Origin of the sequence: Desulfuromonas sp. KJ2020 (genome assembly GCF_024197615.1) — a bacterium.
In the GTDB taxonomy this organism is placed as follows: Bacteria; Desulfobacterota; Desulfuromonadia; order Desulfuromonadales; family SZUA-540; genus SZUA-540.
On sequence record NZ_JAKUKE010000001.1, the window covers coordinates 463,283 to 484,732 of the forward strand.

18 protein-coding genes, 3 tRNA genes and 1 other RNA gene are annotated in these 21,450 nt (G+C 59.3%); 13 read left to right on the forward strand and 9 right to left on the reverse strand.

The genetic code is table 11. The annotated features are described in order from the left end of the window. Window positions 1–23: 23 nt before the first annotated feature. From recR to MJO47_RS02130, 5 genes are all read right to left on the reverse strand, one after another. Window positions 24–623 (reverse strand): recombination mediator RecR, encoded by a 600-nt coding sequence (recR, locus tag MJO47_RS02110; RefSeq protein ID WP_253959466.1) that lies wholly within the window; start codon window positions 621–623, stop codon window positions 24–26. A gap of 94 nt (window positions 624–717) precedes the next feature. Then, window positions 718–1,032: a YbaB/EbfC family nucleoid-associated protein gene (locus MJO47_RS02115; RefSeq protein WP_253959467.1), complete on the reverse strand. Its 315-nt coding sequence runs from the start codon at window positions 1,030–1,032 to the stop codon at window positions 718–720. 77 nt (window positions 1,033–1,109) lie between these two features. Then, on the reverse strand, window positions 1,110–2,774 hold the full coding sequence (gene dnaX, locus MJO47_RS02120) for a DNA polymerase III subunit gamma/tau (RefSeq protein WP_253959468.1): 1,665 nt from the start codon (window positions 2,772–2,774) through the stop codon (window positions 1,110–1,112). 72 nt (window positions 2,775–2,846) lie between these two features. Next, an RNA gene (gene ffs, locus MJO47_RS02125) (signal recognition particle sRNA small type) lies at window positions 2,847–2,945 on the reverse strand. 219 nt (window positions 2,946–3,164) lie between these two features. Beyond that, window positions 3,165–3,252 (reverse strand) — tRNA-Ser (locus tag MJO47_RS02130). A 153-nt stretch (window positions 3,253–3,405) separates the two neighbouring features. Between MJO47_RS02130 and MJO47_RS02135 the strand changes: the two genes are divergently transcribed. Then, entirely contained in the window at window positions 3,406–3,594 is a 189-nt protein-coding gene (locus tag MJO47_RS02135; RefSeq protein WP_253959469.1) for a GSU3473 family protein, read from the forward strand. Between the two features lie 106 nt (window positions 3,595–3,700). On the opposite strand, the gene tatA is transcribed toward MJO47_RS02135, so the two are convergent. The 3 genes from tatA to MJO47_RS02150 all read right to left on the reverse strand — a co-directional run bounded on the left by tatA (window position 3,701) and on the right by MJO47_RS02150 (window position 6,077). Beyond that, entirely contained in the window at window positions 3,701–3,895 is a 195-nt protein-coding gene (tatA, locus tag MJO47_RS02140) for a twin-arginine translocase TatA/TatE family subunit (protein WP_253959470.1), read from the reverse strand. Between the two features lie 145 nt (window positions 3,896–4,040). Continuing rightward, a complete protein-coding gene (locus tag MJO47_RS02145; protein WP_253959471.1) occupies window positions 4,041–5,660 on the reverse strand; it encodes a DUF3373 domain-containing protein in 1,620 nt (539 codons plus the stop codon). A gap of 90 nt (window positions 5,661–5,750) precedes the next feature. Further along, the gene (locus MJO47_RS02150; protein WP_253959472.1) at window positions 5,751–6,077 is read right to left on the reverse strand and encodes a cytochrome c; all 327 of its coding nucleotides are present in this window, start codon (window positions 6,075–6,077) and stop codon (window positions 5,751–5,753) included. Window positions 6,078–6,601: 524 nt separating this feature from the next. On the opposite strand from MJO47_RS02150, the gene serA reads away from it, so the two are divergent. The 5 genes from serA (at window position 6,602) to MJO47_RS02175 (ending at window position 11,148) form a co-directional block, all read left to right on the forward strand. Further along, window positions 6,602–8,185, forward strand: a complete 1,584-nt coding sequence (serA, locus tag MJO47_RS02155) for a phosphoglycerate dehydrogenase (protein WP_253959473.1) — start codon at window positions 6,602–6,604, stop codon at window positions 8,183–8,185. A gap of 73 nt (window positions 8,186–8,258) precedes the next feature. After that, the gene (locus MJO47_RS02160) at window positions 8,259–9,542 is read left to right on the forward strand and encodes an ATP phosphoribosyltransferase regulatory subunit (RefSeq protein ID WP_253959474.1); all 1,284 of its coding nucleotides are present in this window, start codon (window positions 8,259–8,261) and stop codon (window positions 9,540–9,542) included. A gap of 22 nt (window positions 9,543–9,564) precedes the next feature. After that, window positions 9,565–10,863 carry an adenylosuccinate synthase gene (locus MJO47_RS02165; protein ID WP_253959475.1) on the forward strand — a complete coding sequence of 433 codons (1,299 nt, stop codon included), beginning with the start codon at window positions 9,565–9,567 and terminating at the stop codon, window positions 10,861–10,863. Window positions 10,864–10,942: 79 nt separating this feature from the next. Further along, window positions 10,943–11,018, forward strand: a tRNA-Lys gene (locus tag MJO47_RS02170). 52 nt (window positions 11,019–11,070) lie between these two features. After that, window positions 11,071–11,148: transfer RNA gene (locus tag MJO47_RS02175), tRNA-Glu, on the forward strand. 84 nt (window positions 11,149–11,232) lie between these two features. Here MJO47_RS02175 and MJO47_RS02180 read toward each other — a convergent pair. Next, complete coding sequence (locus MJO47_RS02180; protein ID WP_253959476.1) at window positions 11,233–12,639, reverse strand: hypothetical protein; 1,407 nt, start codon at window positions 12,637–12,639, stop codon at window positions 11,233–11,235. Window positions 12,640–12,834: 195 nt separating this feature from the next. Between MJO47_RS02180 and rnhA the strand changes: the two genes are divergently transcribed. The 7 genes from rnhA to nuoH all read left to right on the forward strand — a co-directional run bounded on the left by rnhA (window position 12,835) and on the right by nuoH (window position 21,449). Beyond that, window positions 12,835–13,293 (forward strand): ribonuclease HI, encoded by a 459-nt coding sequence (rnhA, locus tag MJO47_RS02185; RefSeq protein ID WP_253959477.1) that lies wholly within the window; start codon window positions 12,835–12,837, stop codon window positions 13,291–13,293. A gap of 155 nt (window positions 13,294–13,448) precedes the next feature. Further along, the gene (locus MJO47_RS02190) at window positions 13,449–13,895 is read left to right on the forward strand and encodes an NADH-quinone oxidoreductase subunit A (RefSeq protein WP_256502131.1); all 447 of its coding nucleotides are present in this window, start codon (window positions 13,449–13,451) and stop codon (window positions 13,893–13,895) included. Beyond that, the gene (locus tag MJO47_RS02195) at window positions 13,853–16,276 is read left to right on the forward strand and encodes an NADH-quinone oxidoreductase subunit B/C/D (protein WP_253959478.1); all 2,424 of its coding nucleotides are present in this window, start codon (window positions 13,853–13,855) and stop codon (window positions 16,274–16,276) included. The genes MJO47_RS02190 and MJO47_RS02195 overlap by 43 nt, the downstream gene beginning before the upstream one ends. 1 nt (window position 16,277) lies before the next feature. Continuing rightward, entirely contained in the window at window positions 16,278–16,769 is a 492-nt protein-coding gene (nuoE, locus tag MJO47_RS02200) for an NADH-quinone oxidoreductase subunit NuoE (protein WP_253959479.1), read from the forward strand. Beyond that, complete coding sequence (gene nuoF / locus MJO47_RS02205; protein ID WP_253959480.1) at window positions 16,766–18,043, forward strand: NADH-quinone oxidoreductase subunit NuoF; 1,278 nt, start codon at window positions 16,766–16,768, stop codon at window positions 18,041–18,043. The genes nuoE and nuoF overlap by 4 nt, the downstream gene beginning before the upstream one ends. A 14-nt stretch (window positions 18,044–18,057) precedes the next feature. Beyond that, the gene (gene nuoG, locus MJO47_RS02210) at window positions 18,058–20,457 is read left to right on the forward strand and encodes an NADH-quinone oxidoreductase subunit NuoG (RefSeq protein ID WP_253959481.1); all 2,400 of its coding nucleotides are present in this window, start codon (window positions 18,058–18,060) and stop codon (window positions 20,455–20,457) included. Continuing rightward, window positions 20,454–21,449, forward strand: coding sequence for an NADH-quinone oxidoreductase subunit NuoH (gene nuoH / locus MJO47_RS02215; RefSeq protein WP_253959482.1), 996 nt, complete (start codon window positions 20,454–20,456; stop codon window positions 21,447–21,449). The genes nuoG and nuoH overlap by 4 nt, the downstream gene beginning before the upstream one ends. Window position 21,450 lies beyond the last annotated feature (1 nt).

A 21,450-nucleotide genomic window follows, 5' to 3' on the forward strand; every position in this document is an offset into this window, starting at 1 on the left:
AAAGTTCCGACAAATTCAGGAGGCTAAAGGTCGCGACGGCCTTCAACGGCCCGGTTCACTGTCGCCTCATCGATATATTCAAGGTCGCTCCCCATGGGGATGCCGTGAGCCAACCGGGTCACCCTGATGCCCAGAGGAGAAATCTGTCGGGCCAGAAAGAGCGCGGTCGTTTCGCCTTCTACCGAAAAATTGGTGGCGAGCAAAACCTCCTTCACCCCCCCTTCCTTCAGGCGGGCCAGGAGGGCTTCAACTTTCAGATCTTCCGGCCCAACCCCGTCAAGGGGCGAGAGCGCCCCATGCAGAACATGATAACGCCCCCGAAAGGATCGGCTGCGTTCGATCGCCAACAGATCCTGGGGCTGCTCAACCACACAGAGCAGGGAGTCATCACGCCCGTCGTCAGTGCAGACGGGGCAAGGGTCCTGCTCGGTCACGCCAAAACAGCGGGAGCAGAAACGGATGTTCTGTTTCAGTTCCCGAATGGCGTCCGCGAGAGCCTCGGACTCAGGGCCGGACTGGCGTAGAATATGAAAAGCCAGGCGGATAGCGGTTTTCTGACCGATCCCTGGCAATTTGGCCAATTCAGCGACTAGCCGGGTGAAAGACGGGGTGGAGTTTAGCATGGGACTCCGCAAAAATCCAACAAATTAAAATGGTGTTTTATTTTTTTAACAAAACAAAAAATTCGTTTACCGCGAGTTAAAGCTGGTATCTTTCTCAGAACAGGCCGGGAATATTCATCCCGCCGGTAATCTTGGACATTTCCTGCTGCATCATGTCCTGACTCTTCTTGATCGCCTCATTGACGGCGGCGACCACAAGATCCTGAAGCATCTCGACGTCCTCGGGATCAACCACGCCCTGATCAATTTTAAGGGTGATCAGCTGCTGCTTGCCATTGACCACGGCAGTGACCATACCGCCGCCGGCCGACGCCTCGACCTCGCACTGTGCCAACTCCTCCTGCATGCGCGCCATCTTCTGCTGCATCAGTTGAGCCTGCTTCATGATATTTCCAAGACCTTTTGACATGCTGAATATCCTCCTTGTGATAAATCGCGGGTGTGAACAAGATAACAATCAGGTATCCATCCAGGCGCCTTGGCCGCCTAGACAAAGCCCTTGTCGATGGGTTTGACTTCACTGACTTTGCCTTCGAATATTTCAACAGCCGCCTTGACCATGGGGTGCGCTAAGGCGTCATTGCGCAGACGGTTTTTCCGGTCGGATTCCTGGGCCTGACGTTCCTGGACCAAAGAGGGCGGCACCGCTTTCTCGCCAGGAACGGGGGATAGTTTTATGGTGACAGGCTGGCCAAAATATTCACTGGCAAGAGTTGTGATCACTTCGAGTGTTTCCGGGTCACGAACCTGCTCAAACATAAAAGAAGCGGCCACATAGCCGATCTCCAGAACGGGAAGTTCCAGGCGCAGCAGGCTGCCGTTTTCAAGCAGGGTCGCGATCAGGGGACGACGTGCACGCACATGCTCGACCAGCCCCTGCCACCCCCCCGCCGCTGGTGCCTGGGGAGCCGGGGCTTCAGGCTTTTTTGGCGAATCCTCCGAAACCGGAGCGGGAGGTTCGGGCCTCACAGGCGCGGGTCGGGACGGAGGTTCCGACCGTCCGGAGGCAAGCAGGCGCTCCAGGTCTTCGATTTTGCGCACCAAGACGGCCACACTCTTGATTTGGGGCATATGCGCAAGACGGACCAGGGCCATCTCGAGAATCAGCTTGGGATAAGCCGCCGTAGCCAGCTCCGCTTCGGTGCGAATAAGGATCGACAGAATGCGCTGCAACTCTTCCAGGTCGCAATCGTCAGCCAGACCCCGAAGTTCCTGTAATTCGCTGGAAGACACCTGCAATAGTTCACCAGGTTCCTCCACTACCTTGATAAGCACCAGAGACCGGAGGATCTCCACCAGTTCCTGACAGAATTGGCGAAAAGAATGTCCCAGATTATCGACCTGCCGGACCACTTCGAGAACCCGGCGGCCATCACGGCCCAGCACACCCGACACCGTATCCATGAGAAGACGGCGATCGACCATGCCGAGGATACCGAGAGCATCCTGGTCTGACACCTCCATCCCGCAAAAGGCGACAATCTGATCAAGGGCCGACAGCGAATCGCGCATACTGCCTTCACCCTGACGCGCCACCAGCCCGAGGGCCTTGTCGGAAATCTGGATACCCTCGGCATCGACAATCTCGCGCAAGCGCTCTGTCACTTTCGGCTGAGAGATTTTACGGAAATCAAAGCGCTGGCACCGGGAGAGGATGGTAATCGGTATTTTATGGGGTTCGGTCGTAGCAAAGATAAACTTGGCATGCTCGGGCGGTTCTTCAAGGGTCTTCAACAGGGCGTTGAAGGCATTGATGGAGAGCATGTGGACTTCATCGATGATGAAAATCTTGTAGCGGGAGCGAGAAGGCAGGTAGCGGATATTTTCGCGCAGGGTACGAATGTCGTCGACCCCCGTATTGGAGGCGCCGTCGATCTCCAGCACATCGACACCCTGCCCGCCGGTGATCTCGAGGCAGGAAGGGCATTGGTTACAGGGGGTTTCGGTCGGCCCTTCGGCGCAATTCAGGGATTTGGCCAGAATGCGGGCCGCCGATGTTTTACCTACCCCGCGAGCGCCCGTGAAAAGAAAGGCGTGATGAACGCGGCCGGATTGTATGGCGTTGGCCAGGGTGCGACTGACATGCTCCTGCCCAACCAGGTCGGAAAAGCTCTGGGGTCGCCATTTGCGAGCCAGTACCAGGTAAGACATGGGGTGTCGGATCTCCGGTAAGAGGGGAGAAAGGAGAGAGCAGGGACGCCGGTGGGATTTGCCGGCACAAGTGACAGCCAGGCACCCCCGCGGCACACGGCTGAGGTCGTTGCCGCTGCTCCCTTCCGGGCCTGACGGGGTTGGCGACCGTCCGTTGCGCGGGACCCGGCTGTCACTTCTAACGGCAATTGGGAAAGAGAGGAATCCCTCAGGAAATTGCTTGATTTATAAAACTGGCGGAGAGGGAGGGATTCACCCACTCTGTCGCCGCCGTCACGGCAGCTCCGGCGTCGGCTCCCCTGCGCTCGCTGACGCGGACATCCTGTCCGCTTTTCTGCCACTGGCAGCGCTCGCTTCGCTTCGAATCCCGGGGAGTTATCCATTTAAAACTGGCGGAGAGGGAGGGATTCGAACCCTCGGTACCTTGCGGTACACACGATTTCCAGTCGTGCACCTTCGGCCTCTCGGTCACCTCTCCGCGGAAAAGGAAGATTACACAAATGGCCCGGCCCTGTAAAGTATTTTTTCCCGGCCGAAAGGACAAAAAAACGCCAAAAGCTTATGATCCGGTTGCATTCGCTGTCGGCGATGCTACTGTCAAAGGGCAAAGACTTTTTCAGGAGTGTCTTTTATGATGATTCGCGTCATCTACCAGGATGGTCGACAGGATGTCGTCAACAGCCGAGAACTGGACGACCTGATCGCCAGCGGAAAAATCCGTCAATTTCTGCGTCAATCCGGCTGGGTGATGCCCGGCTTCGACCCCATCCGTCGCATCACCCAGACCGCCCACCGCGAGGAAGCTCGGCGCTCACCCTGAAAGGGGCACTGCCACCCGGCTTTACTCCGCCAAATACAAAACATCCCGCCAGGCGCCGACCGGACGGGATGTTTTGTGATGGATGAAAATAGAAAAATAGAGACGGTCAGTCTTCCTTCTTGTCGTCGGATATTTTTTTCTTCTCTTCTTCCTGCTCCCCATTCCCCTCTTTGATCCCCTGCTTGAAATTGCGCAGGCCTTTTCCCAAAGCACCGCCGACCTGCGGCAGCTTGCCGGCACCAAAAATAATGAGCACCAACACAAGAATGATGAGCAGTTCCTGGGTTCCAAGACCGAACATGGCTTATGAATTCTCCTCTATGGCGTGGTTTCGAAAATCATACACCCCTTGCAGCCAAAGCTCAACAGCCATTTATCGCGCCATCCGCCAAGAAAAAGGGCCGGCATCGCTGCCGGCCCTTCGAGGTGGTGCCTGCAAGTTCGTATTAGAACTTGACGGTCAGAGAGGCATAGCCGTCCCAGGCCTTGTCCACAACGGGAAGCATGGAGAAAGCCGTGCCGTCGAGGACGCTGTCGACCTTCTGGGGAGCGCCGACGGGAGAGCCGCTGCCAGTGTACTCGTAGTCATAGTAGATACCGCCAACCTTGATGAACATGTTGGGGTTGATATCGAAGATGTAGTAAGCCTCACCGGCATGGCCGCGAGTGGCGAGCTTGCTGCCGGCGACGTCATCCTGGGCCTGAGTGAAGGGGGTCCAGTATTTGGAACCGAAGTTGTACTCCAAGCCGAACTTGCCAAGGGGAGCAGGAACCTGCACGCCGGCATAGACACCGTAGCCGTCTTTGGCATCCGTATTGGTCACACCGACAATTTCCCCAGTCGTAGCACTAAATACAGCGTCGGAGGCCATACCACCGAACATTCCAGCCTTGCCATTGGGATCCAGACGAGTCCAACCCAAAGAGGCGAAGTACTTGACGTCATTCATTTCTTCGCGGGCATAGCCCAGACCGCCAAGGAACATGTCACCCACTACGGTGGTAGGCTGATAACGCACGACAAAGTTCATATTAGGGAACATGGCGGTGTCAGCAGCGATATTTGTAGTGAAAAGATCGACAAATTGAGAAGGGAAAGCGAATGTCCCTTTGAAACCATCCACGACATCAAGCGCGGCAAAAGCGGTCAACTGCAGGAAGTTAGTGCCGTCGTTCAGAATATCGAAATTGATACCACCCAGGTGGGTATCTTCGGTATTGAAATCATTGCGGGTGAAAAGCTCGCCATTACCATACTGGGACTCAAAACCCTGACCATAACAGAAACGGATGGTCTGGCCTTCGATGCCGGTCAGCTCGCTCAGGTTATAACCGATGGTGACGCCATCAAAGTTAAAGTTCACCAGGTGCCCGGAAGGGGTACCGCCACGCAACTCGTTTTCACGATACTGGGTGGGAGGACCATAAGTCGAAGGACGACGACCGATGGAGAGGTAGAAGTTCGAACCACCGATGTGGCTCCAGTCGAAATAGGCGCGCTCAACAAACAGGCTGTCACTAGTGGTATTGCCACTATGTGTGCCATCCATAGTGAAAGAATCCCAGGAGTCAAACACCTTGACGCCCGTGGAATCGCCCCAGTTCTTATACATGCTAAGACGGCCGGAGAAATTAACATTATCATACACCTTGGCCTTCATATTGAGGCGCAGCCGGGTAGTGTAGAGGATGTCGTTATCGAGATCCCCTTTTTCCGGCGCTACAGCCGGCATCATACCTGGGATAACAGGGTTACCGGTGAGCATAGATACAGGGACTACCACCGGCGGCATGCCAGGAACTCCGGTCATATCGACCATCATACCAGGGCTCCAGGCCACATCGCTGTAATGCAGGGTGTCAGCCTTGGCACGCAGGTCGCCGGAAAACTCGATGCGGTCAAGAGCGGTGTGCTTCTCGGTCTTGTCGACGCGGCCGGAGAGGTAGTCGACTTCGTCGGTCAGTTCTTCGATCTTCTTCTGCAGTTCCTCGATGCTGGTAGCTGCCAGAGCGGTGGCAGGCGCTACGAGCAGGGCGGCCAGCAGAATGGCCATCAGTTTACGCATTTTGTGCCTCCTTGGTTGATAGAATCAACGTGGTTTGTGGTACCGGGCAAAAACAATCCCTGCCCGCATAAACGGGCAGGGATATCTTAATTAACCGCAGGTCTGGGGCTGGGGGCCGTCAGCAGCGTGGTCATAGAGGAACTGCTGGATGTCGAGCAGATCCTTTTCGCTGATGCCCTCGAATGCTTCGGGCTTGGCAGCATGCTTGTCACGCTCGAAGAAACGGTCCCACTGGGCCATGGTCTTGCTCAGAGGGGTCAGGTTGCCGCCCTCAGCGCCTTCAGTATGGCAGGATTTGCAGTTTTTCTTGTACAGATACTTGCCTTTTTTGGGATTGCCGCCGGTTACCGCAAAGGCCGAGGTAGCCATGAAGCCGACCAGAGCCAAAGCAGCCGCTGCTTTCATCACCTTTTTCATACCTAATCTTCCTCCCATTGCTTCTTGTTGTGACGCCCGCGCACCATACACAGCCGCCAATTGTCAAAACGGGTTCTTGTTATCACCGGGCCGGTAAAGAATCAAGCAAAAATTCCCTACATATAGATACCGGAATATAACAATCAAATAAAATCTATATATAAATGACCCAAGATATGCGAACCGATATATGGCGAATACACGCTTCATGCCAACCAGAATGACAACGTCTGGAGTTGTGTATTTTCAAGAACTAGCCTTTCCTTTAATCTTTTGGCGTCATGGGCTCTTTACGCGATATGGCAAATCTGGCCGCGAAAACACCGGCCATAACACGGCATACCTCCCCGCGCCCTGAGCACCCTTGAGGCACCACCAAAAATGCCCCTTTTTCCCGCCAGTTGCCTTTTTCTTCGGCCGGCTTTCGCCTTGACATCAACCGGCAGTGTTGCTAACGTACGCTTTTGTTTGGCTGGTTTCCTCTGTAGCCTTAGGCATTTTTCCGAATATTCAGGTTCTGGCCTATGAAAGTGCTTGTTTCCGACAATTTCTCCCCTGCCGGCCTGGAGGTCTTTAAACAAGCCGAAGGCATTGAACTCTGCTACCATCCCGGACTCTCCCCCGAAGATCTTCTTAAAGAAGTGGCCGACGCTGACGCTCTGGTCGTGCGCGGCGGCACCCAGGTAACCGAAGAGGTGCTGCGGGCCGCCACCCGCCTCAAAGTGGTTGGCCGGGCTGGCATCGGCATTGAAAATATGGATCTGGCCGCCGCCAATCGCAAGGGCGTAGTGGTTATGAACACCCCCTTTGGCAGTACGACCACAACGGCGGAACACACCATTGCCATGCTGATGGCCCTCGCCCGGCAGATTCCCTTGGCGAGCCAGTCGACCAAATCCGGTCACTGGGAGAAGGATCGTTTCACGGGCGTGGAGATCGCCGGCAAGACGCTGGGCGTCATTGGTGGGGGCAAGATTGGTCGACTGGTCATCGAGACCGCCCTTTGTCTCAAGATGCGCGTGCTGCTTTACGACCCCTACCTGTCCGGCGAAATGGCGCGTCAACTGATGGCTGAGCAGGTGGACCTCGATGATCTGCTGCAGCGCTCGGACTTCATCACGCTCCACGTTCCGTTAAATAGCGAGACTGTCAATATCCTCGATGAGGAGTCCTTACAAAGAGTCAAGCCCGGCTGCCGCATCATCAACTGTGCCATCGGCGGCCTCATTGATGAGGACGCCTTAGCTAGAGGCATAACGAGCGGCCGTATCGCCGGCGCTGCTCTCGATGTTTTCAGCAAGGAGCCTCCCCATAAAGACAATCCCCTGCTCTCTCTTCCCCAGGTTATCTGCACACCACATCTGCGGGCGGCGACAACGGATGCGCAGATCAATGTCACAGTTCAGGTAGCGCGACAGATCGTCGATTTCCTCCTGCGGGGCAACATCGTCAATGCTATTAATGTGCCGTCCATCAGCGCCGAACTGCTGGCGGTCATGAAGCCCTATATCGACCTGGCCGGGCGGCTCGGCTCCTTTCAGGCGCAACTTTGCGCCCGCGGCCTGGAGAAGCTCACCATCGAATATGCCGGCAGCGTCACTGACTTTCCCACGGAGCCTCTGACTCTCTCCCTGCTCAAGGGCCTGCTGACCCCCATGATCGGCTCCATGGTCAACTATGTGAACGCTCCGCACCTGGCTGAAGAACGGGGAATCAAAGTGTTGGAGACTCGCAGCAAAGCCTCTGAGGGGTTCGCCAACATGATCCGCCTGACGGTACATTGCGCTGACGGGGTACGTTCCGTCTGCGGTGCCCTTTTCGGCGAGGAGGATTACCGCATTGTCCGAGTGGACGACTACCCGGTAGAAGCCGTCCCCGACGGGCACCTCCTCGTCCTGCACAACGATGATCGTCCTGGCGTGATTGGCTTTATTGGCTACACCCTGGCCGAAGCCGGCATCAACGTGGCCATGATGAACCTTTCCCGTCGCAAGATCAAAGGAAGGGCCATTTCGCTGATCAATGTCGACAGCGAAATACCGGAAGCGGTGCTGACCAACATGCGCAACAACGCCCATATCCTTTCGGCGGTGCAGGTCAGGCTCTGACCAGGCGCCGCCGAAGGAGACCGACCGCCCAGACGGTCGATACGAACACAAGACTTTGCAACGGATATCAACCATGCCTATTCCCGATAACGCCATCGAGGCCATGCTCCCCAAAGGAGTGAAGGATTTCCTCCCGGTCAAGGCGGCCAAGATTGACTTTCTTCGCAGCAGCCTGCTCAGCGTTTTCAGCTTGTGGGGCTTTCGTCCCGTCATCCCGCCGTCCCTCGAATTTCTCCATGACCTGGAGCGGGGCCTAGGGGCCGGACTGCGGGAGAAGACCTTCCGTTTCGACGACCGTCAGAGCGGCAAACTGGTGGCCTTTCCCCCCGACATCACTCCCCAGGTCGCCCGCATTGTCGCCACGCGCATGCGCGAGATGCCGCTGCCGCTGCGTCTGTGCTATTCGGGCCGGGTTCTGCGCCACACCGAGATACAGGCCGGCAAGGACCGTGAGATCTTTCAGGCGGGAGTCGAGCTGATTGGCTTGGAAAGTCCGGAGGCCGATGCCGAAATGATCGCCATGGCCGTGGAGTGTCTTAAAAATTTGGGGGCGGGTGAATTCACCATCGATATCGGTCAGGTCGAGTTCTTTCGAGGCGTCATGGAAAACCTGCCCGTCTCCGGCGACCGGGCCCGGCTGATTCAGGCCGCCATCGCCCGTAAAGACAATTCCGGCCTCAAAGAGCTTTTGGCCGATCTGCCCCTGACCGAGCAGGCCCGAGCCGAAGTAATGGCGCTCCCCCGCCTCTTCGGCGGCCGGGAGGTTCTGCAAAAGGCCGAAAACGTGGTGAGCAACGACCGTTCGCGCAAAGCGCTGTCCGACCTCAAAAAAGTTTTGGATATCCTTGAGGTCTATGGGGTTGAGGACCATGTCACCTTTGACCTTGGCGAACTGCGCGGACTCGACTACCATACGGGTGTAACCTTCCAGGGGTTCCTCACCGGCTTCGGCCGTGCCGTCTGCTTCGGCGGCCGCTACGACAACCTGACCGCTGCCTACGGCTATCCGGCCCCGGCCACGGGCTTCGCCTTCAATCTGCTCAACCTGCTCTTTGCCCTGGACAAACGACTGGATGAACTGGCCGTCTGCCAGACCGACGTGCTCATTTTTCAGTCCGCCCCGGACAAGGAACTGGCCCAGCGCCTGGCCCAGACTCTGCGGAAAAAAGGCATCTCCGCCGCTCGCGATATCATTCCCCGCGATCTGGAAGGCTCCCTGGCCTATGCTCGCAAAATGAACTTCCGTTATGTCATGATTCTGTCGCCGGCGCAGGATATCCGCCTCATCAACCTCACGGACGGTTCCGAAAAATCGGTGTCCTATCCATCGATCCAGGACGAAAGTTTCGTTCTTTAAGTCTCACCAGGAGAAAATCAATATGGCTAATGTAATTATCGTAGGCGCCCAATGGGGCGATGAAGGCAAGGGCAAGGTCGTTGATATCTACACCGAGTATGCCAACGATGTCGTCCGCTACCAGGGCGGCAACAACGCCGGGCACACCCTGGTCGTCGGTGACGAGAAAACCGTCCTCCACCTGATCCCCTCCGGCATCCTGCACGAAGGCAAGCGCTGCATCATCGGCAATGGCGTGGTCCTTGACCCCGAAGTTTTCATCCGCGAAATTACCAACCTGAAGAAAAAAGGGTACCTCAAAGACGACAGCCAACTGGTCATCGACGGCAACGTGCATGTCATCATGCCCTACCACCGGGAGATCGACAAAGCCCGCGAAGCCCGTTCCGGCGCTCGCAAGATCGGCACCACCGGACGGGGTATCGGCCCGACCTACGAAGACAAGATCGGCCGCCGCGGCATTCGTCTCAACGATCTGGTGAAGCCGCAGGTCTTCGCTCGTAAGCTCAAGGAAATTCTGCCCGAGAAGAACTTTTACCTTGAGAAGTTTCTGGGACAGAATCCTCTGTCCGAAGAAGCCATCCTCGAGGAGTACAGCGGCTACGCCCAGGTACTGGAGAAATACCTGGGTCGCGCCTCCCTCATCCTCAACGAGAGCATCGAGGCCGGGCACAACATCCTTTTCGAGGGCGCTCAGGGAAGTCTGCTTGACATCGACCACGGGACTTACCCCTACGTCACCTCGTCCTCAACCATCGCCGGCGGCGCCTGCACCGGTGCAGGTGTCGGGCCCCGGTTCATCGACGAAGTCATCGGCATCTCCAAAGCCTATGTCACCCGCGTCGGCGAAGGCCCCTTCCCCACCGAACTCAATGACGAGATGGGCGAAAAGCTGCGCCAGATCGGCCAGGAGTTTGGCGCTACAACGGGCCGCCCCCGGCGGACGGGTTGGTTTGACGCCGTGGCCCTGCGTGAGGCCGTGCGCACCAACGGCCTGACCGGGCTGGCCATCACCAAGCTCGACGTTCTCAACGAACTCGACACCATCAAGATCTGTACGGCCTATTCCTACCATGGCGACATGGTGGAGACATTCCCGCAGGATCCCGACATTTTGGCCGAATGCAAACCGGTATATGAAGAAATGGAAGGGTGGAATTCCGACCTGTCGGGCGTACGCTCTTACGATGAGCTGCCGGAGAAAGCCCGCCTTTACCTTAAGAAGCTCGAAGAGGTGACTGGCTGCCCCATCGCCCTCGTTTCCGTGGGTCCCCGACGTGACCAGACCATGCAGGTAAAGAATCCTTTCGGCTCCAATTAAGACACAGAGCTGAAGATTTTTTTTGAAAAAGGGGTTGACTTCCCCAAAGGGTTCCAGTATAAAGTCATTCCTGTTGCACGAGCCGCTAGCTCAGATGGTAGAGCATCTGACTTTTAATCAGATGGTCGTTGGTTCGATCCCAACGCGGCTCACCAAGTCAAACCGTACACAGCGGGGTCATTTCCCGCGGGGTACTTGAAAGTTCAAGTCCCTATCGTCTAGCCTGGCCCAGGACACCGCCCTTTCACGGCGGCGACGGGGGTTCGAATCCCCCTGGGGACGCCAAAAAGAAAACGCCCCTTCCGATGCAGAGTCGGAAGGGGCGTTTTTCTTTTTTGTGGTGCTTATTTCACACAAAGCCGACCGGTATCATTCCACCTGCACACCCTTGCCCCCAGGTGTTGGTGGCAACCCGCAGTAGACCGTGGCAGGGGTGCGGCATTCGCTCTTGAATTCGAGTTCTGTGCATACACAGGCATCATAAGCGACTCCCGCGCCAAGGGTCAGTCTCCCGTCCACCCATTCCTCACACTCGTGGGAGACGGAAATGTGCTGCCTGCTGCGCTCGCAGGCGGTCTCGTTGTTGTAGCCTTTGCCAAAACCGGTCACCCTCTTAGTGTACTGATACGGCCCGTCATAGGTGGTAGGCTGGCAGTGAGGCGAATTGTCGCAGGAGCTGTCGATGCGCTTCTGTAGCCCAGGCGACCCAGCTTTTTCGGGGGCAGGATTCAGTCTGTCGGCGGAAACTGAAACAGGCGGGAGTTGCCGCTGTTGAGCAAGTTGGTACTGGTTCGAAGCCTCTTTCAGCAGGGCCACTCCGGAGGCTGCCCAGCTGTTGGAGTCATCTACGACCTCCTGCGCCTGCTGACGGGCGCTCTGGGCCAACCGGGCCTTCTTCTCTTCGGCCTCCGCAGCTCTGTGCGTCGCAAGGTGCTGGTTGCGGCGCTCAAGCTCAGCCTTGAAGTTTCTAATCTGCCGTTCGTTCATCTTCTGGAGCGCAATGTACTCCTCGATGACGAAGTTGGCCATCTGCGGCTTCCCCTGTTCTTCGGCGTAACTGGGAAGGGTGTAAAGCCCATCCATGTCGAAGGGGTCGGCCCCAGACTTTAGAAGCAGCGACAAAATCTCCTGATCCGTCTCGTCGCCGTCGCGACCCTTCAAAACGGCATACTCCAAGGGGGAGTACGCCACCGGCATGGGACCCAACTTGGCCAGGTAGAAAGGATTCGATCCGGGCGGGTCCTCGCAGCGCTTGGAACGCAGGGTCGCGCCGTTTTTCAGCAGGACTTCCACCGACTTCGGGAAATGTCGTCGGATAGCCGTATTGAGCGGGGGGCCAGGGCTGTTGCGACTGCACAGATTCGGATTGGCGTCATATTCGAGGAGAAGGGCCAGTGATGCGGCCGCCTCCTCGTCCGACTTGGCCCGGATCACCACATTCTGGATGAGGTAGTTGGTTTTGTCGGCCGAATCCCCAACTCCGATCATCGGCTTCAGATCCGGCAGCGCTCCCCGCTCCAACAGGTAGCGGGCCACCTCCATGTCTTTGGTGTAGAAGGCGCAGTCCAGAGGGGAGTAGCAGGGCAGGACCTTGCCGTAAGGATGGTTCATCTCCCACTGGAAGTCATCTTCATCGTAGGTCGCGATCGCCTGATCGAGAAGTTCGATCTTCTTGCTGCTCGGCTGCTGCCGTTCGAAGTAGACGATACTTGTCAGGTTGGGACCGCAGGCGGTTAAAAGCGGGATACACATTGCCAGAAAAAAGAGAAATTTCATGCTACAGCCTCCCAAGAAATTTAGGGCAGAGCATAACATACATCAATGGCGCCATGCGCCATCAAATACCCCACCTGCAGCCCGCCACTTATTTCTATCCTTTCCCGGGTCGTGCTAAAAAAGGAAGTCCTTAAAAATATTGGGGTAGTAAACAGAATTGAAGTGCGTAATAATGTTTTCCTTTTGAGGAATCCCATGACAGCATCCAAGAAAACTGTTGAGATCTTCAGCGACGGGGCCTGTTCCGGCAACCCCGGTCCCGGAGGTTGGGGCACCCTTCTGCGCTATGCCGGGCAGGAGAAGGAGCTGTCCGGCTTCGACCCGCAGACGACCAACAACCGCATGGAGATGATGGCCGCTATCGCCGGTCTTGAAGCGCTCAAACGCCCCTGCCAGGTTCACCTGACCACCGACTCCCAATACCTTTACAAAGGCATGACCGAGTGGATTCAGGGCTGGATTCGCAAAGGCTGGAAAAACTCCAAGAAAGAAGAGGTGCTTAACCGCGACCTCTGGGAGCGTCTGCTGGCTGCCGTGAACGGGCATCAGGTCACCTGGGCCTGGGTGCGCGGACACGCCGGTCACCCCGAAAATGAACGCTGCGACGAACTGGCCCGCACCGCCATTGTTGAAGGTCTTGCCCGCCGGGGTTAATATCCCCCATTAGACAATTTCCTACTTTGTGTTATTGTTCCAAGTGGCTGTCTATTCGGTTGCTTACAGCCGCATCAGCACCGATCCTGATAGCCGTTTCACTGGGCAACCTTCGGCTTCCCGTACCTTAAGAACTCGACCAAGCGGATCCTATCATGCCCTCACCTTCCGCCCATACCCCTGCCTTGCCGGCGGGTGGAGAACTCGCGCCTTCTTTCGAGGCCCTGCTGTCGCTGGGGCTGTATGCCGCCATCGCTCTTTTTCTCGTTGGCATCCTGCTCCTGCTGGCCTGGACCCTGGGCCATAAAACCCGCCACCCCATCAAGCAGGAATCCTACGAATCGGGCATCGCCCCGACCGGCAGTGCCCGTCTGGGCGAACCCGTGCCCTTTTATCTCGTCGCTATCTTCTTCATCGTTTTTGATGTGGAGATCATCTTCGTCGTCTCCTGGGCGGTGGCCTACGACCTGCTGGGGTGGGCCGGATTCTTCCAGATCACCTTTTTTATTGCCATGCTCTTTGTCGGCCTGCTGTACCTATGGAAAGCCGGCGGGCTCGAATGGGGCCCCAGCGCCATGCGTCGCCAAGGGGGGGAACCGTGAAAGAGAATATCCCGCCGAATATCGTCCTCACCACCCTCGATGACGCCATCAACTGGGGGCGCAAAAACAGCCTCTGGCCCATGTTTTTCGGCCTGTCCTGCTGCTTCGTCGAAATGATGACCAGCATGACCCCGCGTTTCGACCTGGCCCGCTTCGGTGCCGAAGTCCTGCGTGGCAGTCCCCGAGAAGCCGACCTCATGGTGATTGCCGGCACCCCCTTTAAAAAGATGGGGGCGTCTATCCTCCGTCTTTACGAGCAGATGGCCAACCCCAAGTGGGTCATCGCCATGGGCAGCTGCGCCAACTCGGGTGGCATGTACGACACCTACAGCGTCATTCAGGGCGTGAACCAGATCATCCCCGTCGACGTCTATGTCCCCGGCTGCCCGCCCCGCCCCGAGGCCTTCATGCACGGACTCATGCTGCTGCAGGACAAAATCGCCCGCGAAGAACGTCCGGCACGCCCCGTGCTCGGCCTTCCCGGCGGCAACGAGGGCACCACCGTGCCTGTTCTCGTGGACGGAGTCAGCAAAAGCCGCGACACTCGCGGACCCGGCTACGGCTTCAGCCCCATCCGCGGCACCTCCCAGCAGCCCCCCGATTTCCGGCAAAGCCGTGCAGACATTATCTGGCGGCCCCGGCAACCGCAGGTGGAATTTCCCGGCACCGACGACCTGCTGCGGGCCGTGCAGGAGCGTTTCTCCGAAGCGGTGAAACGCGATTCGTTGGGGGCCGACATGCCGACCCTGATCACTGCACCGGAAAAGGCGTTGGAAGTTCTCCGTTTTCTCAAAGAGGAGGCACCGCAGAAATATCGTCGTCTGGAGGACATCACCGCCATCGACGAATCGGCGCGACGGGCCCGCCCCGCTCATGACACCACCCTGGTCTATCACCTGCTCTCTTTCGAAGCGCAGAGCTACCTCCGCCTCAAGGTCCCTTTGCCGGGAGAGCATCCCCAGGCGGCCAGCGTTACCGACATCTGGCCGGCGGCCAACTGGTATGAACGGGAAGCCTATGACATGTTCGGGATTTCTTTTGCGGGACACCCCGATCTACGGCGCATTCTGATGCCGGAAAGCTGGCAGGGGCACCCGTTACGCAAATCCCACCCTTTCCGGGCCACGGAGATGCCCCCCTATACGGCGGCCACCGCCGCCACCATGTTGCCCCGGGACGGCGGTGATTTTTTCAAGAGCCGCGCCGTTGGCGAAGATGACGAGACGATGGTTCTCAACGTCGGTCCCCACCACCCCGGCACCCACGGCGTGCTGCGTCTCATTCTGAAACTGCGGGGCGAAGAAATCGACGATATCGACGCGGACATCGGCTACCACCACCGGGCGGCCGAAAAGACCGGCGAGCGCCAGCACTGGAACCAGTTCATCCCCTACACCGACCGCATCGACTACCTGTCAGGTGTCATGAACAACCTGGCCTACCTCTATCCCCTGGAGACTCTGCTCGGGGTGGAGGTGCCGGCGCGCGCCCAGACGGTACGCATCATGTTATGCGAACTCTTTCGCATCGCCAGCCATCTGGTCTGGCTCGGCACCTTCGGCAACGACGTCGGCGCCATGACCCCCGTTTTTTACACCTTTGAGTCACGGGAGAAGATTTTCGATATCGTCGAGATGATCACGGGGGGCCGCATGCATCCGGCCTGGTTCCGTGTCGGCGGTCTGCCCGACGACCTTCCGGACGGCTGGAAGACCGTGGTTGACACTTTCACCCAAGACTTTGCCGCGCGCCTGGACGAGCTGGAAAAAATGTTCAGCAACGGCCCCATCTTCCGGGCCCGCACCGAAGGGGTCGGCGTGCTCACCACCGACGAGGCCCTCGACTGGGGCGTAAGCGGTCCGAACCTGCGGGCCACGGGCCTCGCCTGGGACCTGCGCCGCACCATGCCCTACGGCGGCTATGACAGGTTCGACTTTGAGGTCGCTACCGCTCAGGGTGGGGACTGTTACGCCCGCTATCTGGTACGGCTGCAGGAGATGCGGCAGAGCCTGAACATCGTCAAACAATGTGCTGAAAAGATGCCGGGGGGGCGCTGGGTTACCGACGACTACCGCTACGTCTATCCCAAAAAGGCTGACGGGCTGCGCGATATCGAGAGCCTCATTCACCATTTCGTCAACCTTTCCCGTGGCCTGACACCACCGGCGGGGGAATGCTACCGGGCCATCGAATCGAGCAAGGGGGAGTGCGGCTACTACCTGGTCAGTGACGGCGGCAACGTCCCTTACCGTCTGCGCATCCGCACGCCGTCCTTCGCCCACATGCAGACCTTGCCGCTACTGAGCCGGGGCTGGATGGTCGCCGATCTCTTCACCATCCTGGCCTCCATCGATTTCGTCCTGGCCGATCTGGATCGCTGATATGGCACCTGAACTGCTGAGTCCACAAAAACTGGAAGAGTTTCAAAAGCGCCTCAATCGCTCAGAGCACCCCCGCGAGCTGGTCATCGACCTTTTGCGTGCCATTCAGGAGAAATACGGCTGGGTTCCGGACGAAGGCGTGGTGTTGACGGCTTCCCTGTTGGGGCTGTCACCTTTGCAGGTGGAAGAAATCGCCACCTTCTACGACAAGATATTCCGCCAGCCGGTGGGACGGCGGGTTATTCACGTGTGCGACTCCATCTGCTGCTGGAGCCGGGGGAGTGAAGGGATCGTACGTCATCTGCAGGACAGGCTCGGCATCGCCCTGGGCGAGACCACCGCTGACGGGTCCTTCACCCTGCTGCCGACCTGCTGCCTGGGGGCCTGCGGCCAGGCCCCGGCCATGATGATCGGTTTTACCCTCTATGGACACCTGGACGCGCAGAAGATCGACGCCATTCTGGCGGCCGAACGAACCGGGGGCACACCATGAAAAAACACACCCTGCTCCTGTTCAAAAATCGGCGGCCCGGCGAATGCGTCTTTTTGGAGGAATACCGCCGACAGGGAGGCTACACGGCGCTGGTCAAGGCCCTGAAACAGATGGACCCGGCCGCCGTGCGCGACGTCGTCAAGGCCTCCGGCTTGCGGGGCCGCGGCGGCGCCGGCTTTCCCACCGGGGTCAAATGGTCCTTTTTCCCCTCGGAGCAGCCGGGGCAGAAGTACCTGGTGTGCAATGGCGACGAGATGGAGCCGGGGACCTACAAGGATCGCCAGTTGCTGGAAGCCGACCCGCACCAGCTGGTGGAAGGGATGATCCTCGCCGCCTACGCCATGCAGATCCCCACGGGCTTTATTTTTATCCGCTACGCCTACCGCCAGGCCATGCACAACCTGGAGAGGGCCATCGCCGAAGCCTCCCAGGCCGGCCTGCTAGGCCAGAACATCCTCGGCTCCGGCTTTTCCTTCGACCTTCACGTACACGGCAGCGCCGGGCGCTATATCCTCGGCGAGGAAACGGCCCTGCTCAACGGTCTGGAAGGCAAGCGCGCCAACCCCCGCTCCAAGCCGCCCTTTCCGGCCGTGCGCGGCCTCTTCGGCAAGCCAACCACGGTGAACAACGTGGAGACGCTGGCCAACATCCCCCATATCATCCTTGGCGGGGCCGACTGGTTTGCCAGTCTCGCCTATACGGAAAAGGGGGCCGGCACCAAGCTCTACGGCCTCTCGGGACACCTGGAGCGCACCGAATGTCACGAGCTGCCCATCGGCATCACCCTGGGCGATCTCATCACCGAATACGGCGGCGGCGTCTGGAAAGGCCGCACCTTCAAGGCCTGCCTGCCCGGCGGGGCCTCCACCCCCTTTCTGACCGCCGAACATCTGGCCGTGCCGCTGGACTACGAAGCCTTGGAGCAGGTCGGCAGCCGCCTGGGGACGGGCGGGGTCACCGTCTTCGATGACCACACCTGCATGGTCGCGGCGACCCTCAACCTCAACCGTTTCTTTGCCCGGGAAAGCTGCGGCTGGTGCACGCCCTGCCGTGACGGGTTGCCCATGGTCTCCTGGCTGCTGGAAAAAATCGAGCAGGGGCAGGGAACCCTGGACGATCTCGACATGCTGCGCGGGCAGGTGCGCAACATCAACGGCCGCTCCTTCTGCGCCCTGGCCATGGGGGCGATGGGGCCGGTCGAGAGCCTGCTACGACTCTTTGAGGAAGAACTCGTTGACCATATTCGCCGGGGTCGCTGCCCCCTTGCTAACTGACGATGTGAACTGCCATGCCGACACTGACCATCGACAATCTGACCATCACCGTCCCTGAAGGCACCAACGTGCTACAGGCGGCCGAGCAGCTGGGCATCGTCATCCCGCACTTCTGCTACCACGCCGCTCTCGGCGCGGTGGGCGCTTGCCGTCTCTGTGCCATGACCTTCGTGGACGGCCCGGTCAAGGGCGTACAGATGAGCTGCATGGTCGAGGCCAAAGACGGCATGGTCGTCTCGACCTCGGAGGCCCAGGCACAGGAACAGCGGGCTCACGTCATCGAATGGCTGATGATGAATCATCCCCACGACTGCCCGGTGTGCGACGAAGGCGGCCAGTGCCAGCTGCAGGACATGACGATCGCCGGCGGCCACGGCCTGCGCCGCTATGGCGGCAAAAAAAGAACCTTCCGCAACCAGGATCTCGGACCTTTCGTCATCCAGGAGATGAATCGCTGCATCCAGTGCTACCGCTGCGTGCGGACCTATCAGGACTATTGCGGCGGCACCGATTTCGGCGTGATGGGCAGTCGACAGCGTCTCTTCTTCGGCCGCTTCCAGGACGGCTGTCTGGAGAGCCCCTTCTCCGGCAATCTGGTGGACGTCTGCCCCACCGGCACCTTCACGGATAAAACCTTCCGCTACCGTTCCCGGGTCTGGGATCTGGAAGAGGCCCCCTCCATCTGCCCCCACTGTTCCCTGGGCTGCGCCACCATCCCCGGCGCCCGCTACGGTGAACTGCAGCGTGTGCGAGCCGGCGTCAATCCCCACACCAACGGCTTCTTCCTCTGTGATCGGGGGCGCTTCGGCTACGGCCATGCCAATCATCCCCAGCGCCGCCGTCGCCCCCGCCTTGACGGCGGCGAGGTCAGCTGGAAAAAGGCTCTCGCCGCTCTGGAGGACCGCCTCGCCGCCATTCGCCGCATTCACGGGCCCGACAGCATCCTCTACGTGGGCTCGGCGCGCGCCAGCCTGGAGGCCAACACCCTGTTCGGCCAATGGGCCGGCAGACAGGGCGGACGGCGCCTTGTCTACGAGGTTCACCCCCAGCGCGACCGGGCTGCCCGTCATACCGCCGCTCTGCTGGGCGATCACGCCCGCAGTCTGGCGGATATCCGTCAGGCCGATTTCATCCTGACGCTGGGCTGCGACCCGCTCGGGGAAGGTCCCCTCCTTGCCCTGGCCATCCGCCAGGCGGTGCGGGCGGGTGGACTGGCCGCCAGCATCGACCCCCGTCCCGTCGACCTCTGCTGTCCGTCCGCTCACCTGCCCATGCCACCTCAGCGCCTGCCCGAGGTGCTGACGGCGCTGCGCACCAAAGATTTTTCCGTCTTTTCCCGTCAGGAAGCCAGCTGCCTCGAAGGGATTGCCAGCCGCCTCGACCGGGCGCAGCGTCCCGTCATCGCCGCCGGTGCTGATCTGCTTGGCGGTGACGGCGTCCATGAGCTTTTCCGCACCCTGGCAGCCTTCTCGCCGGCCGCTCGTCCCTGCGGTGCCTTTGTGCTGCTGGGCGGACCCAACAGCTACGGGGGCGCCTTGCTCTCGCCGGGGGAAGACACTTTCGACCACCACCTGAATGCCATGCTGAACGGCAGCGTTCGGGCCATGGTGTGCCTGGAAACAGATCCTTTCAGCGATTATCCCGATCCGGCCCGGGCGGGGGCGGCCCTCTCGCGCCTGGAGTATCTCGCCGTTTTCGACTCGCTCCCCACTATGGCTTCCCGCCATGCCGACCTGCTGCTGCCCACCAGGGTAACGGCTGAAGGAGAAGGGATCTTCGTTAACAATGAGGGGCGGCCTCAAGCCTTTGAGCCGGTGTTCTCGGCCAGCCTTCCCCTGCGGGAGACGGGTCAGGGCCAGCACCCGCCGCGAGAATTCACCGAGCCCGGTCCTGATGAGCAGCCCCGGCAGGCCTGGGCCATCCTGGCCGATCTTCTGGGACTGAAGGACTCGCTGACGGCCCTGCGCCCGCAACTTGCCGCCCAGAATCCGCTGTTCGCTGCCCTAGGCGAACGTCCAGGGGAACGCCTGTCTGCACCTGCGGGCGCTGAGGCCGAAAACACCGCCCAGCCGCTGGAGTGTGTGCCGGAAAACGCCCTGACCCTGCTCCCCGTCGAGTCCCTTTTCGGTTCCGAGCTGCTGGCCAGCCTGTCGCCACCCTTGCAGCTTAGAGACACCGACCCCTATGTGCTGCTCCATTCCGAGGATGCCAAGGAGCGCGGCCTGCGGGAAGGCGAGCGGGTTCGCCTGTCCTCCTCCCTCGGTCAATTCAGTCTGACTCTGCGCCTCTCTGCACGCATGGCCCGAGGCATAGCCATCGTGCCGCGACAGCGCGGCAGCGGCATCGAGCTGTTGGTACCCGGGGGCCCGCGGCAATACGGCTGGCTCGAAACGGAACAGGGAGGTCAGCCATGATGGATATGCTGCTGACCCTCACCTTGATTCTGGTCAAGCTTCTCCTCATCTTTGGCGTCGTTCTGACCCTGGCCGCCTATCTGGTGCTGGCCGAGCGCAAGATCCTCGGACGCCTGCAATTGCGTCACGGCCCCAATCGCGTCGGCCCTTTCGGCCTGTTGCAGCCGCTGGCCGACGTCATCAAGCTGCTCACGAAGGAGGACACCATACCGGCCGGCGCCGACCGCCCTATCTTTCTGCTGGCGCCTGGACTCACCGCCATCACGGCCCTGCTCGCCTTTGCTGTGGTCCCTTTTTCGCCCCCCATCACTCTTTTCGGCCGCACCATCCCCCTGGTCGTGTGCGACCTGAACATCGGGGTTCTCTACTTTCTCGGGCTGTCGTCCCTGGCGGTCTACGGTGTGGCCCTGGGGGGCTGGGCTTCCAATTCCAAGTATGCCCTGCTCGGCTCCATCCGCGGCCTGGCCCAGCTTATTTCCTACGAACTGTCCATGGGACTGGCCATCGTGCCGGTGGTGCTGGCCGCGCGTTCCTTCTCCCTCACCGATATCGTCATGGCCCAGGCGAAGCTCCCCTTCGCCGTCCTGCATCCGCTGGCCTTTCTGATATTCTTTATCAGCACGCTGGCGGAATCGAAGCGGGTTCCCTTCGACCTGCCCGAAGCGGAAGCCGAGCTGGTGGCCGGATTTCACACGGAATATTCCGGCATGCGTTTCGGCCTGTTTTTCGTCGGCGAATACATCAACATGATCATTCTCAGTGCCATGGTCACCGTGCTCTTTCTGGGCGGTTGGCATGGTCCCCTGCTGCCGCCGCTGGTTTGGTTCGTCGGCAAGGTTCTGTTCGTCTGCTTCCTCTTTATCTGGACCAGGGGCTCGCTGCCACGACTGCGCTACGACCAGCTGATGCACTTCGGCTGGAAGGTGCTGGTCCCCCTGGCTCTGCTGAACGTCCTCGTTACCGGAGCGGTGCTGCTCTGGCTGGGAGTCTGAT